This window comes from Streptomyces sp. NPDC033177 (genome assembly GCF_055577715.1).
The window spans coordinates 376,659-392,071 of sequence record NZ_JBVIPS010000010.1; the positions used below are offsets into that span (position 1 = coordinate 376,659).

14 protein-coding genes and 1 tRNA gene are annotated in these 15,413 nt (G+C 68.1%); 7 read left to right on the forward strand and 8 right to left on the reverse strand.

The features are described from left to right. Positions 1-3: 3 nt before the first annotated feature. Together ACZ5U5_RS32485 and ACZ5U5_RS32490 are read right to left on the reverse strand one after the other, a co-directional pair. Positions 4-1,464: a DUF2252 domain-containing protein gene (locus ACZ5U5_RS32485; RefSeq protein ID WP_469028821.1), complete on the reverse strand. Its 1,461-nt coding sequence runs from the start codon at positions 1,462-1,464 to the stop codon at positions 4-6. A gap of 246 nt (positions 1,465-1,710) precedes the next feature. Next, positions 1,711-1,797: transfer RNA gene (locus ACZ5U5_RS32490), tRNA-Leu, on the reverse strand. Between the two features lie 426 nt (positions 1,798-2,223). On the opposite strand from ACZ5U5_RS32490, the gene ACZ5U5_RS32495 reads away from it, so the two are divergent. The 6 genes from ACZ5U5_RS32495 to pknB all read left to right on the forward strand — a co-directional run bounded on the left by ACZ5U5_RS32495 (position 2,224) and on the right by pknB (position 10,415). After that, positions 2,224-3,117, forward strand: a complete 894-nt coding sequence (locus ACZ5U5_RS32495) for an FhaA domain-containing protein (protein WP_469028823.1) — start codon at positions 2,224-2,226, stop codon at positions 3,115-3,117. 10 nt (positions 3,118-3,127) lie between these two features. Continuing rightward, positions 3,128-3,655 carry an FHA domain-containing protein FhaB/FipA gene (locus tag ACZ5U5_RS32500; RefSeq protein WP_363314668.1) on the forward strand — a complete coding sequence of 176 codons (528 nt, stop codon included), beginning with the start codon at positions 3,128-3,130 and terminating at the stop codon, positions 3,653-3,655. A gap of 120 nt (positions 3,656-3,775) precedes the next feature. Beyond that, on the forward strand, positions 3,776-5,332 hold the full coding sequence (locus ACZ5U5_RS32505) for a Stp1/IreP family PP2C-type Ser/Thr phosphatase (protein WP_469028828.1): 1,557 nt from the start codon (positions 3,776-3,778) through the stop codon (positions 5,330-5,332). Between the two features lie 26 nt (positions 5,333-5,358). Continuing rightward, the gene (locus ACZ5U5_RS32510; protein WP_469028831.1) at positions 5,359-6,786 is read left to right on the forward strand and encodes an FtsW/RodA/SpoVE family cell cycle protein; all 1,428 of its coding nucleotides are present in this window, start codon (positions 5,359-5,361) and stop codon (positions 6,784-6,786) included. Further along, on the forward strand, positions 6,783-8,246 hold the full coding sequence (locus tag ACZ5U5_RS32515) for a peptidoglycan D,D-transpeptidase FtsI family protein (protein WP_469028833.1): 1,464 nt from the start codon (positions 6,783-6,785) through the stop codon (positions 8,244-8,246). The genes ACZ5U5_RS32510 and ACZ5U5_RS32515 overlap by 4 nt, the downstream gene beginning before the upstream one ends. 168 nt (positions 8,247-8,414) lie before the next feature. Further along, positions 8,415-10,415: a Stk1 family PASTA domain-containing Ser/Thr kinase gene (pknB, locus tag ACZ5U5_RS32520; RefSeq protein ID WP_469028836.1), complete on the forward strand. Its 2,001-nt coding sequence runs from the start codon at positions 8,415-8,417 to the stop codon at positions 10,413-10,415. Positions 10,416-10,518: 103 nt separating this feature from the next. On the opposite strand, the gene ACZ5U5_RS32525 is transcribed toward pknB, so the two are convergent. From ACZ5U5_RS32525 to ACZ5U5_RS32550, 6 genes are read right to left on the reverse strand one after another with little or no spacing between them, the layout of a single operon-like run. Then, complete coding sequence (locus tag ACZ5U5_RS32525) at positions 10,519-11,268, reverse strand: class E sortase (protein WP_469028839.1); 750 nt, start codon at positions 11,266-11,268, stop codon at positions 10,519-10,521. 24 nt (positions 11,269-11,292) lie between these two features. Beyond that, positions 11,293-12,600, reverse strand: a complete 1,308-nt coding sequence (locus ACZ5U5_RS32530) for a class E sortase (protein WP_469028841.1) — start codon at positions 12,598-12,600, stop codon at positions 11,293-11,295. Continuing rightward, positions 12,597-13,244, reverse strand: a complete 648-nt coding sequence (locus ACZ5U5_RS32535; protein ID WP_469028967.1) for an aminodeoxychorismate/anthranilate synthase component II — start codon at positions 13,242-13,244, stop codon at positions 12,597-12,599. The genes ACZ5U5_RS32530 and ACZ5U5_RS32535 overlap by 4 nt, the downstream gene beginning before the upstream one ends. A 2-nt stretch (positions 13,245-13,246) precedes the next feature. Beyond that, entirely contained in the window at positions 13,247-13,489 is a 243-nt protein-coding gene (locus tag ACZ5U5_RS32540) for a hypothetical protein (protein ID WP_365826904.1), read from the reverse strand. Next, positions 13,440-14,129, reverse strand: a complete 690-nt coding sequence (locus ACZ5U5_RS32545; protein WP_469028843.1) for a class E sortase — start codon at positions 14,127-14,129, stop codon at positions 13,440-13,442. Before ACZ5U5_RS32545 ends, ACZ5U5_RS32540 begins: the two co-directional genes overlap by 50 nt. Before the next feature lie 22 nt (positions 14,130-14,151). Further along, a complete protein-coding gene (locus ACZ5U5_RS32550) occupies positions 14,152-14,922 on the reverse strand; it encodes a DUF881 domain-containing protein (protein WP_469028846.1) in 771 nt (256 codons plus the stop codon). Positions 14,923-15,014: 92 nt separating this feature from the next. On the opposite strand from ACZ5U5_RS32550, the gene crgA reads away from it, so the two are divergent. Next, positions 15,015-15,269, forward strand: a complete 255-nt coding sequence (gene crgA / locus ACZ5U5_RS32555) for a cell division protein CrgA (RefSeq protein WP_160506128.1) — start codon at positions 15,015-15,017, stop codon at positions 15,267-15,269. Positions 15,270-15,413 lie beyond the last annotated feature (144 nt).

The window sequence follows — 15,413 nt, forward strand, 5'->3', positions numbered from 1 at the left end:
CCCTCAAACCCCCGCCTCCGCAGCCACCCGCCCCTCCTTCACCGCGCGCACGAGTTCCGCGTGGTCCGCGTCCGTCCGGTTCGCGTACGCCACGGCGAACTCCGCCATCGCCGTGTCCAGCTCGTCGTTCTTGCCGACGTAACCGGCGACGAGTCGCGGGTCGGCGCTGTGCGCGTGCGCGCGGGCCAGCAGCGCTCCGGTCATCCGGCCGTAGTCGTCGATCTGGTCGGCGGCCAGTGCCGCCGGGTCCACGCTGCCCTTGCGGTTCCTGAACTGCCGTACTTGGAAGGCTCGCCCGGCCACGGTCGTCCACCCCAGCAGGAAGTCGCTGACCACCTGCATCCGCTTCTGCCCGAGCACCACCCGGTGACCCTCGTGCGCGACCTCGGGCACCGTGAAGCCCGCCGTGGGCAGATGCGGCAGCAGAGCGGAGGGGCGTGCCTCCTTGACCTGGAGCACCAGCGGCTCGCCCCGGTGGTCGAGCAGCAGCACCACGTACGACCGCAGGCCCACGCTGCCCGTGCCGACGACGCGGAAGGCCACGTCCTGGACGGCGTACCGCGCGAGGAGCGGCAGCCGGTCCTCGGACAGCGTGCCGACATAGTCCGCGAGGGCGGCCGCGACCTCGGCCGCCTCCACGTCCGGTATTCGGCGGAGCACCGGTGGGGCGTCGACGAACCGGCGGCCCACGAAGCCGGCCTCGTCCTCCGTGCGCTCGGTCGACTTGGCGGCGAACCGGGCGCTCGTGTTGTGCCGGGCCTTCTCGGAGACGCTCTCAAAGGTGCCGAGCAGGTCTTTCGCGTCCGTGTGTGAGACCAACTCCTCGTCCGCGATGGCGTTCCACGCGTCGAGCACGGGGAGCTTGGCAAGCAACCGCATCGTGCGCCGGTACGCCCCGACCGCGTCGAACGCCGCTTCTTTGCAGACGTCCTCGCTCGCCCCAGCCTCACGCCCGGCGAGCACGAGGGAGGCCGCGAGCCGTTTCACGTCCCATTCCCAGGGCCCGTGTGCCGTCTCGTCGAAGTCGTTCAGGTCCATGACGAGCCCGCCCCGCGCATCCCCGTACAGGCCGAAGTTGGCGGCGTGGGCGTCGCCGCATATCTGGGCGCCGATTCCCGTCACGGGGGTCCGCGCGAGGTCGTACGCCATCAGCCCGGCGGCTCCGCGCAGGAAGGCGAAGGGCGAGGCGGCCATCCTGCCCGTCCGGATCGGTGTGAGCTCGGGGAGCCTGCTGCGGTTGGTCTCCTGCACGGCGTCGACCGGATCGGGGCGACCGTCGTCCTCGACGAACCACTCGTGCGAGGCACGGCTGACGCGCGCCCGCAGCGCCTTGCCCTCCCGTTTCGGCGAGACCGCCGTCCCGGCAGCACCCGCCGAAGCGGCCGGACCCGCCCCGCCCCGCTGCGAGGGCCACCGCGCGAACCCCTTCACGTACGGCAGTCGCGCACCTTTGAACTCCGTCATGCTCACCCCCACCGTCAGGCGCCCCCACGGGCTCACCTGGCATGAAGGTACCGCCGGGTGCCGGACGGCGTCAGAGCCTGTGGACAACCCGCGACCTGTGGACAACTCGGCGTGCCGATCCGACGACCGGTGACATAGATCACCATGATCATCGCCCCCCGCGGCGGTCACGGAGCTCAGCACCCGAAACACAACGAGAAGCGGGCCCCCACCAGGACTTTCATCCTGATGGAGACCCGCTCCACATGGTGCGCGAGGGGGGAGTTGAACCCCCACGCCCTTTCGGGCACTGGAACCTGAATCCAGCGCGTCTGCCTATTCCGCCACCCGCGCATGGGTGTTGTCCTGGGCCTCTCACCATCTGGTGTGAACACTGTGTGCGAACACTGTTTGGTGCGAGCGCCTTCCGACATCCAGAAGATTAGCACGCTGGCGGGGGTGGATTCACATCCGTATTCAGGGGCACCTGCCCTGTTGATCCGGAGGGAACGGGTGAGGCCGACCGTCCGACCGACCGACTTGCGCCCTACCCGGCGAAGCTCCGCAGTCGGGTGCGCGACACTGGTTTGAGGCCCCCTCTACGATCCCTGGTAGAGGAGCCTGAGAGGAGCCCGGACGGATCCCGGAACCCTGGTGCGGGCATGCCTTGTGAGAGGCGACACTCATCGACTGGGCGGACAGGGGGAACCAGCCGATTTCCCGGCGCGTGGATACGATCAGTAAGCAGTACCAGGATGACTACGACGGAGGAGGTGCCCCATGGGAGTCATGAAGAAGTTCGAGCAGCGACTCGAAGGTCTCGTCAACGGCACCTTCGCCAAGGTGTTCAAGTCCGAGGTCCAGCCCGTCGAGATCGCCGGCGCCCTGCAGCGCGAGTGCGACAACAACGCGACGATCTGGAACCGCGATCGGACCGTCGTCCCCAACGACTTCATCGTGGAGCTCAGCGCGCCCGACTTCGAGCGCCTCAGCCCCTACTCCGGACAGCTCGGCGACGAGCTGTCCGGGATGGTGCGCGAGTACGCCAAGCAGCAGCGGTACAGCTTCATGGGCCCCATCAAGGTCCACCTGGAGAAGGCCGAGGATCTCGACACGGGCCTGTACCGGGTGCGCAGCCGGACGCTCGCGTCCAGCACCTCTCAGAGTCCCGACAGCGCCCCGGCCGGCCCTTCAGGCCCCGTGGGCGCCGGTCACAGCCCCGCCAGACCCCCTGCGGGCGGCGCGGGCGGTGGCTATGGCTATCCGCAGCCCGCCCAGCCCTCCAGCCCGCCTCCCATGCCTGCCGCGCCGCCTCCCGGCGGCCGTCCGGGCGGACCCGCTCCGGTGCCGAACCGTCCTCAGGGGCCCGGCGCCGGACCTCTTCCGGGTGCGCAGGTGCGGCGCTGGATCGAGATCAACGGCAATCGCCATCAGATCTCCCGCCCGACGCTGGTGCTGGGACGCAGCACCGACGCCGATGTGCGGATCGACGACCCCGGCGTATCGCGCCGGCACTGTGAGATCCGGACCGGAACGCCCTCGACGATCCAGGATCTCGGGTCTACCAACGGCATCGTGGTAGACGGGCAGCACACCACCCGCGCTACGCTCCGCGACGGCTCGCGGATCGTCGTGGGCCAAACCACCATCGTTTACCGGCAAGCCGAAGGGTGAAGCGGGGGCAATGTCAGAGCTGACCCTGACGGTCATGCGGCTGGGTTTCCTAGCCGTTCTGTGGCTGTTCGTGATCGTGGCCGTCCAGGTCATCCGTAGCGACCTGTTCGGAACACGCGTCACACAGCGCGGCTCGCGCCGTGAGAACGCGCGACCGCAGCAGGCCGCCCGCCAGCAACAGCAGGCGGCCGCAACTCCACCTCCCCAGCGCCAGCAGCAGGGCGGCGGGCGGCAGCGCCGTGGCGCCCCCAGCAAGCTGGTCGTATCCGAAGGGATCCTGGCGGGCACGACGGTCGCCCTGCAGGGCCAGACGATCACGCTGGGCCGGGCGCACGACTCGACGATCGTCCTTGACGACGACTACGCGTCCAGCAGGCATGCCAGGATCTACCCGGACCGTGACGGCCAGTGGATCGTCGAGGATCTCGGGTCCACCAACGGCACGTATCTGGACCGGACCCGACTCACCACCCCGACGCCTGTTCCGCTGGGCGCGCCGATCCGCATCGGCAAGACCGTCATCGAGCTGCGGAAGTAGTACGAAAATGAGCGAGCGGAGCGAGCGAGCCGACGCGGTCCACACAATGGACGCCAGCGCGCTCCCGACCGGAGGGTGGGCACCGTGCGGATGTACCCGGAGCCGACGGGCGAGGTGCGCATGAGTCTGTCTTTGCGCTTCGCCGCCGGATCGCACAAAGGCATGATCAGGGAGGGGAACGAGGACTCGGGTTACGCCGGTCCGCGGCTCCTCGCGATCGCCGACGGCATGGGGGGCCAGGCCGCGGGTGAGGTGGCGAGCTCCGAGGTGATCTCGACGCTCGTCACCCTCGACGACGACGTGCCGGGATCGGACATCCTCACGTCGCTCGGCACCGCAGTGCAGCGGGCCAATGACCAGCTGCGCCTGATGGTCGAGGAGGACCCCCAGCTCGAGGGCATGGGGACGACCCTGACTGCGCTGCTGTGGACGGGGCAGCGCCTCGGTCTCGTACACGTGGGCGACTCGCGCGCCTATCTGCTGCGGGACGGTGTCCTGACGCAGATCACGCAGGACCACACGTGGGTGCAGCGTCTGGTCGACGAGGGCCGGATCACCGAGGAAGAGGCCACCACCCACCCGCAGCGCTCCTTGCTGATGCGCGCGCTTGGCAGTGGTGAGCACGTCGAGCCGGATCTCTCCATCCGTGAAGTCCGCGCCGGCGACCGCTACTTGATCTGCTCGGACGGTCTCTCCGGCGTCGTCTCGCACCAGACGATGGAGGACACCCTCGCGAGCTACCAGGGCCCCCAGGAGACCGTGCAGGAGCTCATCCAGCTCGCGCTGCGCGGCGGTGGCCCCGACAACATCACGGTGATCGTCGCCGATGTCCTGGACATCGACAGCGGTGACACCCTCGCCGGTCAGCTCTCCGACACCCCCGTGGTGGTCGGCGCCGTCGCCGAGAACCAGCTCCAGGCGCAGGACGACGGCGCCATGCAGACGCCTGCGGGCCGTGCGTCCGGTCTCGGCCGTCCGGTGCCGCCGCAGCCTTCCGGAGGCGGCTTCGGGCCGCCCGGGAGCGGCGACACGACGGGGTACGTGCCCGAGGGGAACTTCGGGGCGTACAGCGACGAGGACTTCGTCAAGCCGGGCGGTGGCCGCAAGTGGCTGAAGAGATCGCTCTACACGGTGCTCGCCCTGGCGGTCATCGGCGGCGGCCTGTACGGCGGCTACCGCTGGACCCAGACTCAGTACTACGTGGGGACGAACGACAAGAACGTCGCCCTGTACCGCGGCATCGACCAGGATCTGGCGTGGGTCAGCCTGTCGAAGGTCGAGGAGAACTACCCCGAGATCGAACTCAAGTACTTGCCGCCGTACCAGCGCAAGCAGGTCGAGGGGACCATCCCCGAGGGCAATCTCGACGACGCCAAGAGCAAGATCGAGGAGCTCGGCATGCAGGCCTCGGCCTGCGAGAAGGACGCCGAGCGCCGCGAGGCCGAGCGCGAGAACGCCAAGCCCGGCGAGGGTGAGGCGGGCGGCACGACCGGCCTGTCGGCCAAGGCCCCCACCGACGATCCGACGGATCCGGCGGACAAGAACGACCCGAACGACACGAACGACAAGAACAGCTCGACCGACAAGAACAAGTCCAAGACCGCACCGACTCCCACACCCGGCCCCAGCCTCTCCGAGGACGAGGAGAAGCTGGTCCCGCTGTGCGGTAAGCAGTAAGCAGCCGTTGGGGGCCTTTGCACGCCATGAGCAGTAGCACTACACACACGTCGACCATCGGCGCGATCGGGGCGCCGAGCAGGCGCAACACCGAGCTCGCGCTCCTCGCGTTCGCCGTCGTCATCCCGCTGTTCGCCTACATCAACGTGGGCCTCGCGCTCGACGGCAAGCTGCCGCCCGGCATGCTCGGCTACGGCTGTGGCATCGGGCTGCTCGCGGCCGTCGGCCACATCGTGGTGCGCCGGTTCGCGCCCTACGCGGACCCGCTGCTGCTGCCGCTCGCGACGCTGCTCAACGGCCTCGGTCTGGTGGTCATCTGGCGCCTGGACCAGTCGGAGAAGCTGCAGAACCTCGCCAAGGCGGCAACCGGTTCCTTCAGCCCTTCGGCGCCGAAGCAGCTGATGTACTCGGCCATCGGCATCGCGCTCTTCGTGGGCGTGCTGCTGCTGCTCAAGGACCACCGCGTCCTGCAGCGCTACACGTACATCTCCATGGTCGCCGCGCTCGTCCTGCTGCTTCTGCCGCTCGTGCCGGGTCTGGGCATGAACGTCTTCGGCGCGCGGATCTGGATCAGCGTCGGCGGATTCTCCATCCAGCCAGGTGAGTTCGCGAAGATCGTCATCGCGATCTTCTTCGCGGGCTATCTCATGGTGAAACGCGACGCGCTCGCCCTGGCCAGCCGCCGCTTCATGGGGCTCTACCTGCCGCGTGGCCGTGACCTCGGTCCGATCATCGTGGTCTGGGCGATGTCCATCCTGATCCTGGTCTTCGAGACCGACCTCGGTACGTCGCTGCTGTTCTTCGGCATGTTCGTCGTGATGCTGTACGTCGCCACAGAGCGGACCAGCTGGATCGTGTTCGGTCTGGTGATGTCCTCCGTCGGCGCCGTGGGTGTGGCCACCTTCGAGCCGCACGTGCAGGAACGTGTGGACGCCTGGCTGAACCCGTTCTCCGACTCCGTGATCGCCTCGACGGGCAGCGACCAGATCGCCCAGTCCCTGATGGCGTTCGGTTCGGGTGGCGTGCTCGGCACCGGCCTCGGCCAGGGTCACTCCGACCTGATCGGCTTCGCCGCCAACTCCGACTTCATCCTCGCCACCTTCGGCGAGGAGCTGGGTCTGGCCGGCGTCATGGCGATCCTGCTGATCTACGGCCTGATCGTGGAGCGCGGTGTGCGTACGGCGCTCGCCGCCCGCGACCCGTTCGGCAAGCTTCTGGCGATCGGCCTGTCCGGCGCCTTCGCCATCCAGGTGTTCGTCGTCTCCGGCGGCGTCATGGGTCTGATCCCGCTGACCGGTATGACCATGCCGTTCCTCGCGAACGGCGGTTCCTCCGTGATCGCCAACTGGGCGCTGATCGGCATCCTCATCCGCATCAGTGACACCGCGCGCCGCCCGGCGCCGGCACCCGCCCCCAACCCCGACGCCGAAATGACGCAGGTGGTCCGACCGTGAACAAGCCCCTGCGCCGGATCGCGGTCTTCTGCGGGCTGCTCGTCCTCGCCCTGCTCGCCAGGGACAACTGGCTTCAGTACGTACAGGCCGACACCCTGGCCGAGCACGACAAGAACCGCCGCGTCTCCATCGAGCGGTACGCCCAGCCGCGCGGCGACATCATCGTCGACGGCAAGGCCATCACCGGGTCCAAAGAGGCCGGCAGCGGTGACTACAAGTACAAGAGGACGTACAAGAACGGGCCCATGTGGTCCCCCGTCACCGGCTTCGCCTCGCAGCGCATCGGTGCCACGCAGATCGAGTCCATCGAGGACGGCATCCTCACCGGCAACGACGACCGGCTCTTCTTCACCCGCAGCCTGGACATGATCACGGGCAAGAAGAAGGAGGGCGGCAACGCCGTCACGACCCTGAACGCGGCCGCGCAGAAGGCCGCGTACGACGGTCTCAAGGGCCGCGGCAAGGGTGCCGTCGCCGCGATCGACCCGGCCACGGGCGCGATCCTGGCGCTGGCCTCCGCTCCTTCGTACGACCCCTCGACGTTCGCGGGCAACACGAACGAGGAGGCCGAGGAGTTCGGGAAGCTGGACAAGGACAAAGACCAGCCGATGCTCAACCGCGCGCTGCGCGAGACGTACCCGCCGGGCTCCACCTTCAAGGCGGTGACCGCCGCGGCGGCCCTGGAGCACGACCTGTACGACGACATCGACGCGCCCACCAAGTCCCCGCTGCCCTGGACGATGCCCGACACCCAGACCCCGCTGCCGAACGAGGGCAACATCCCCTGCAAGAACGCCTCGCTGCGCCAGGCGCTGCGGGTGTCCTGCAACACCGTCTTCGGCAAGATCGGCTCTGACCTCGGCAAGGACAAGATGCTCGAGACGGCCGAGAAGTTCGGCTTCAACGAAGAGCAGTTCGTGCCGGTCCGTTCGAACGCCTCCGTCTTCCCCGAGAAGATGGACAGGCCGCAGACCGCGCTCTCCTCCATCGGCCAGTTCGAGACGGCCGCGACGCCGCTGCAGATGGCCATGGTCGCCTCGGCCATCGCCAACGACGGCAAGCTGATGGAGCCGTACATGGTCAGCGAGCTGCAGGCGCCGAACCTGGACGTGATCGAGAAGCACGCGCCCAAGGAGATGAGCCGTCCGCTGTCCGAGGAGAACGCGCAGAAGCTCCAGGACATGATGGAGACGGTGATCAACGAAGGCACCGGCACGAACGCCAAGATCCCCGGCGTCACCGTCGGCGGCAAGACCGGTACGGCCCAGCACGGCGTCGACAACAGCGAGAACCCTTACGCCTGGTTCATCAGCTACGCCAAGACCGACTCCGGTTCGCCGGTGGCCGTCGCCGTGGTCGTCGAGGACAGCAAGGCCAGCCGCGACGACATCTCCGGTGGTGGTCTGGCCGCCCCCATCGCCAAGGACGTGATGCAGGCGGTGCTCGACAGCAAGAAGTGACCCCCGTCACGGCCTCTCCACATCAGTGCACGTTGCGGTACCGGTCCTGTATCGGGTGACGGTCGTGGCCGGGTCACGTAAGGCGAGCCGGGTACGGTATGCCCGGACAGCACACCGCCGGACCACACAAGGGTGCGGTCGGGACTGACGGAGAGGGCTGGATTAGCTATGGAAGAGCCGCGTCGCCTCGGCGGGCGGTACGAGCTGGGCCAGGTGCTCGGCCGAGGCGGGATGGCGGAGGTTTACCTCGCGCACGACACCCGCCTCGGACGCACCGTGGCGGTGAAGACGCTGCGCGTTGACCTCGCGCGCGACCCGTCATTCCAGGCCCGGTTCCGCCGCGAGGCCCAGTCGGCCGCCTCGCTCAACCATCCTGCGATCGTCGCGGTCTACGACACCGGCGAGGACTACGTGGACGGGGTCTCCATCCCGTACATCGTGATGGAGTACGTCGACGGTTCGACCCTGCGTGAGCTGCTGCACTCCGGGCGCAAGCTGCTGCCCGAGCGCGCCATGGAGATGACCATCGGCATCCTCCAGGCGCTTGAGTACTCCCACCGCAACGGCATCGTCCACCGCGACATCAAGCCCGCGAACGTCATGCTGACGCGCAACGGCCAGGTCAAGGTCATGGACTTCGGCATCGCCCGCGCCATGGGCGACTCCGGCATGACGATGACGCAGACCGCGGCGGTCATCGGCACCGCGCAGTACCTGTCGCCGGAGCAGGCCAAGGGCGAGCAGGTCGACGCGCGCTCCGACCTCTACTCCACGGGCTGCCTGCTCTACGAGCTCCTCACGGTGCGCCCGCCCTTCGTCGGGGACTCCCCGGTGGCGGTCGCCTACCAGCACGTACGGGAAGAGCCGCAGGCCCCGAGCGTCTTCGACGGTGAGATCACGCCGGAGATGGACGCGATCGTCCTGAAGGCCCTCACCAAGGACCCGGACTACCGCTACCAGTCGGCCGACGAGATGCGCGCCGACATCGAGGCCTGCCTCGACGGCCAGCCCGTCCAGGCCACCGCTGCCATGGGCGCGGTCGGTTACGGCGGCCACCCGGACGACCAGCAGACGGCGATGCTGCGCCCGCAGAACGGCGGCGGCCAGACGTCGATGATGCCGCCGGTCGGCGGCCCTGACGACGGCTACGACGATCATTCGCGCCGCCGCCAGAAGAAGAGCAACACGTCGACGATCCTGCTGGTGCTCGCGGGGCTCCTCGTCCTGGTGGGCGCGATCCTGATCGGCAAGTGGGCGTTCACCGGGGGCGGTGGCGGCGACGACTCGATCAAGGCGCCGAACTTCGTCGGCGAGAAGCTCGCCGACGCGAAGAAGTCCGCCAAGAACGTGGACCTCGTCCTCGACCCCTCGAGGAAGCCGTGCGACAAGTTCCCTGCGGGCGAGATCTGCTCCCAGGACCCGGGCGCGAACGCCACGGTCACCAAGGGCGACACGATCTCGGTGACGGTTTCCACGGGGGCGCCGAAGGTGGCTGTACCGAGCGTTATCGGCTTGAACATCGACGAAGCCACCGAAAAGCTCGAGGGCCCCAAGTACCAATTCAAGGTCGAGCCCAACCGGGTGGAATCGCCTGAGACTCAGGGTGAGGTGCTCGAGCAGGACCCGACGTCCGGCACCGAAGTGCAGAAGGGCAGCACCATCACCCTTGACGTCGCCAAGGAAGCCGCCAAGTCCGTGGTCCCTGATGTCACCGGCAAGACCTGCGAAGAGGCCAAGGCGCAGCTGAAGACCAACGACCTCGTCGGTGCGTGCGAGGAAGAAGAGAGCGACTCCGTCGAGGCCGGCAAGGTCATCTCGCAGAGCCTCCCCGCACAGAGCCAGGCCGACCCCGGTTCGACGGTGACGCTGAAGGTCGCCAAGAAGCCCGAGCAGGCATCCGTTCCGGCCCTCACCGGCCAGAAGCTCAAGGACGCCCGCAAGGCCATCGAGGACGCCGGTCTCACGGTCGGCACCATCACGGGCCCGCAGGACGACGAAGCCCTCGTCCTCGTCTCGGATCCGCCGGCCAATCAGCAGGTCGCACCCGACACCGCGATCAACCTGACCACGGCAGGCGGCAACCCGGGCGACAACGGCGGCGGCAACGGCGGGGACGGCGGTGGCTTCCTCGGAGGCAACGCCGGCTTCTCCCGGAACGACGAGGACTGACCCCACTCCGTAGGAGTACGACAAGAGCCCCGGACACCGCTCAGCAGGCGGTGTGCGGGGCTCTTTCGCGTGTCCGGTACCGGGAAGGCCCGGTACCGGAGACTCAGTTCAGCTCAGCAGGCGGCGTCCTCTTGTTGTCGACCTTCTCGATGCGCTCCAGCTCGCCCCATACCACGTAGCGGTAGTTCGACGTATAGACCGGCGTGCACGTCGTAAGGGTGATGTAGCGGCCCGGCTTCTTCGCGCCCGATTCCTTCGGGACGGGGTTCAGGGCCTTCACGTTGTACTTCGACGTCTCGGGCAGGGTCGAGTACACCTTGTACACGTACCACTTGTCCCGGGACTCGAAGACGATCGCGTCGCCCTTCTTGATCTTGTCGATCTTGTGGAACTTCGCGCCGTGGCCGTCGCGGTGCGCGGCCAGCGTGAAGTTGCCTTCCTTGTCCTGGGGGAGAGCCGACTTGATCGGGTCCTCGTAGTAGCCCGCGACTCCGTGGTTGAGCACCTTGCTGCTGGTGCCCTTCCTGACCAGGATGTCGCCGTTGCCCATCGCGGGCACGTGCAGGAAGCCGATGCCGTCCTTGGTGTTCAGGTTCCCCGGGCCGCCCGCCCAGCGGTCGCGCACCTTGTCGCCCTGCTGGTGCGCCTCGCGGTCCGCGACGACGTTCGTCCACCACAGCGAGTAGACGACGAAGAGGCCGAGCACCAGGCCCGCGGTGATGAGGAGTTCACCGAAGACGCTGACCGCCGTGGCGATGGGACCTCGTCCCCGTGGCCGTGGTGTGCGCGCGGGCGCGGGCGCCTCGGCCTGCTCCTCCGCCTGCTCCTCGTCGTGGTCGGTCGTGGCTGCCACTGGATCTGCCCCGTTCTCACCGTTCTAGTTGACGAGAGCGCTCGGTTTGCCCTTGCTGCGCGCCCGTTCCTCGACCATCTTGCCCCAGACGATCATTCGATACTTACTCGTGAATTCCGGGGTGCAGGTGGTCAGTGTGATGTACCGGCCCGGTTTGGTGAAGCCCGACCCCGGCGGGACGGGCCCGATCACCGAGATGTTGTTGGGCTGGGTCTGCGGCAGGATGCTCGCCATCTTGTAGACGAAGTACTTGTCCTGCGTCTCGACGATGATGGGATCGCCCGGTTCGAGCTGGTTGATGTAACGGAACGGCTCGCCATGGGTGTTGCGATGCCCGGCGACCGCGAAGTTGCCCTTCTCGGCGTCCGGCATGGCCGTCTTGGTGCGGCCCTCGTTGTAGTGGCCGACCATGCCGCGGTCCAGGACCTTCGACTTGTCGATGCCCTCGGCGATCGGCACGACCACGTCCAGGCGCGGGATGTGCAGGAGCGCGAAGCCCTGTCCGGGCTCGAAGGCGCCGGGCTTGCCCTTGCCCTTGGCCCACTTCTCCTGGAGGTCGCTGGCGGCGCCGTTGGCCTGTTGGTGGGCGCGGATGTTCGTCCACCACAGCTGGTAGGTCACGAACAACAGCATCAGGACGCCGACCGTGATGAACAGTTCGCCGATTCCCCGGCTCGCCACAGCTCCCGGGGAGGGTCTACGCGCGCGCTCGGCGCGACGGGCCTCCACGCGGGAAAGGGGGGCGGCGGACCCTGCCGAGGCGCTGGGGGTGCCGGAGGTGCTCGCGGCGCGCGCGGAGCCCTTCCTGGCGGCCTTGCGGCGGGCGGCCCTGCCTTCCGTGGGGCGCTCCGGCTCGGGCTCGGGATCGGCTATTCGGCGGGTGTCCGACGTCCGCAGCCCTACCGTCTCGTCGTCGACCGGGGGCTGCGGTCGTGGCTGTGCCTGCGGTTGTGGCTGCTGCTGAGGTGCGTACGCGCCGTACAGCTGCTCGTAAGTCGGCTCCGGCGGCCGCTGCTCCCCGTACCAGTCGCGGGCGTACCCCTCCGGGTCGTACCACTCCTGCTCCTGGGGCTGCTCCGGCTGCGGCGGCGGCGCGGGCTGCGGCTCAGGCTGCGGCTCAGGCTCGGCGGGTCCGCTGCGGAACCACGGCGAGGGGTGCTGCCCTTGCTGCCCCTGCTGACCCGGCAGCGGATCGGTCAGCGGATCGGCAAGGTGATCGACAGCCGCTTCGAACGCCCCGGGCTCCTCAAACGCCCCAGGCTCCCCGTACGACGCGTACTGCTCGTCGTACGGAACTCCGGAGGAATCGCGCTCGGGACGCAACGCGGTCACGCCGTGGCCCTGCCCACCACCGGGGCCAGCCCACTCGACCTGCCGATGGCCCCTGCGTCCCCGCACTCCACCAGCCAGTTGGCGAGCATGCGGTGGCCGTGCTCGGTGAGCACCGACTCGGGGTGGAACTGCACGCCCTCGACCGGCAGTTCACGGTGGCGCAGGCCCATGATGATGCCGTCCTCCGTGCGCGCGGTCACTTCCAGCTCGGCGGGAACCGTGGCCGGCTCGGCGGCGAGCGAGTGGTAGCGCGTCGCGATGAACGGTGACGGCAGCCCCGCGAAGACACCCTTGCCCTCGTGGACCACCGGAGACGTCTTGCCGTGCAGCAGCTCCGGCGCACGGTCCACCACTCCGCCGTACGCCACCGCCATCGACTGCATGCCGAGGCAGACGCCGAACACGGGCACACCGGTGCCGGCGCAGTGCCGCACCATGTCGACGCAGACACCCGCCTGCTCGGGCGTGCCGGGGCCCGGCGAGAGCAGGACTCCGTCGAAGCCGTCCTGCGCGTGGCGCAGCTCGACCTCGTCGTTGCGCAGGACCTCGCACTCGGCGCCGAGCTGGTAGAGGTACTGGACGAGGTTGAAGACGAAGCTGTCGTAGTTGTCGACCACGAGGATGCGGCCCGGCCGCCCGACGATGCTCACTGGCCGTCCACCGTCACATCGTTGAAGGGAAGCAGCGGCTCGGCCCAGGGGAAGACGTACTGGAAGAGCACGTAGACCACAGCGAAGACGAGCACCAGCGAAAGCAGCGCCCTTACCCATGCGTTTCCCGGCAGATGCCGCCAGATCCAGCCGTACATGCCGTCCCTTCCGTAGCCGTACGGCACCAGACTAACGGCGTAGTGCCTCCGGTTTCCCGGCCTCGACGGGCTGGGTGGCATCGAGGTGCGCCCAGACGATCAACCGGTGGCTGTGTCCCCACTCTGGTTCACAGGTCGTAAGGGTGAGGTAACGGCCCGGCCCGTCGTACCCGGACTTGCGAGGCACCGCGTCGATGACCCCCGTGTCACCGGGCAGCGTCTTGTAGGGCTTGTTGTCGATGCGGTACGTGAACCACGTGGTGCCGTCGGTCAGGACCACGGCGTCGTCCGGCCGCAGCTTCGGGAAGTCCTTGAACGGGTCTCCGTACGTGCGGCGATGGCCGGCCACGGAGAAGTTGCCCTTCTGGCCGAGCTGCGCGGTGTCTCCGTAGTGGCCGAGGCCCTTCTTGAGGGTCTCGGTTCCGGTGCCCTGGAGCACCGGCTTGTTCCACGTGAAACCAAGCCGCGGGATGTACATCACGGCGAAGGCCTTGCCGTCCTCGTAGGGGCCGGGCTTCTTCGGAGTGCTCTCGGTGGGCTTGTCGTCCGTCCCGGAGGGCACCGATCCCTGCGCCCACCGGTCCTGCAGCGTGTCGATCTGGCTGTCCATGGCGTTGTCGGCCTTCACGCCGGTCCAGAACAGGACGTACACCACGAAGAGCACGATCAACGTGCCGACGGTGATGCACAGTTCGCTGAACGTCCTGACGAGCACTCGCACCGACACAGGCTCCCCCAGCGGCTTACTCCACGGGCTTCGCGTAGTGGAGATCCACTGTGCCCGAGTAGCCGGGAAGAGTCATCGCCCCGTCGTCGTCGACTTTCCAGCCGAGACCGTACGCGTTCACGTACAGCATGTAGTTCTGGATCTCCGGGGACGAGGCGAGCGCCGTCTTGAGCTTCTCCGGGTCACCTACCGCGGTCACCTTGTACGGGGGCGAGTAGACACGGCCCTGGAGGATCAGGGTGTTTCCCACGCAACGGACGGCGCTGGTCGAGATGAGCCGCTGGTCCATGACCTTGATGCCCTCGGCGCCGCCCTGCCAGAGCGCGTTGACCACGGCCTGGAGGTCCTGCTGGTGGATGACCAGGTCGTTCGGCTGGGGCTCGGGGTAGCCGGGGAGCTTGGCGGTGGCGTTCGGCGGGGCGTCGGCGAGGGTGACGGAAACCGCCTCGCCGCTGAGTTTCTTGGTGCCCGCGTTCTTCTCCAGGGCCTTGAGCCGCGCGTCGTCGGCCTTCGTGCCGCCGTTGTCGCGCTCGGCCAGGGATTCGACGTCGTCGCGCAGCGTGCCGTTGGACTCGTCCAGCTTGCCGTTCTTGTGGCTGCGCTCCTCGATCAGGTCGGAGAGCTTCAGGAGCGAGGCGTCGGTGCGGATGTTCGTGCCCTTGGCCGTGTTGAAGCTGGTGAAGAAGATGAGGCCCGCGAGCGCGAAAACGGCGGCCGTCAGCAACCGGACCGGCCGCCAGCGGGGGCGGCGACCCGGACCTGTGGGGGAGTCGGCGGAATTGCTCAACGTACCCTTATCTCCTTCAGCGCCGCGGAAGCACTACGCTAACGGACGCCCGGGGGAGGGCTCAGCTCCCCGTATCGACAGGAGAGACCCTCGTGCCGAAGTCACGGATCCGCAAGAAGGCCGACGATTACACCCCGCCCGCCAAGAAGGCGACGAACATCAAGCTGACCAGTCGCAGCTGGGTGGCCCCGGTGATGCTCGCGATGTTCCTCATCGGGCTCGCCTGGATCGTCGTCTTCTACGTCACCGACGGCAAGCTGCCGATCGACCCGCTGGGCAACTGGAACATCGTGGTCGGCTTCGGCTTCATCGCTGCGGGGTTCGGCGTCTCCACACAGTGGAAGTAGCGCCCCTCCCGCGGGGCTGAACGCAAGCCTTGCCCTGAGTTATCCACAGCGCTATCCACATCCCGGCGCTGTCTGGGGAAAAGAAAGACGATCTGTGGATAACCCTCGCGGCGTTGACGCCGGTATGACTGGCTGATCGCCCGC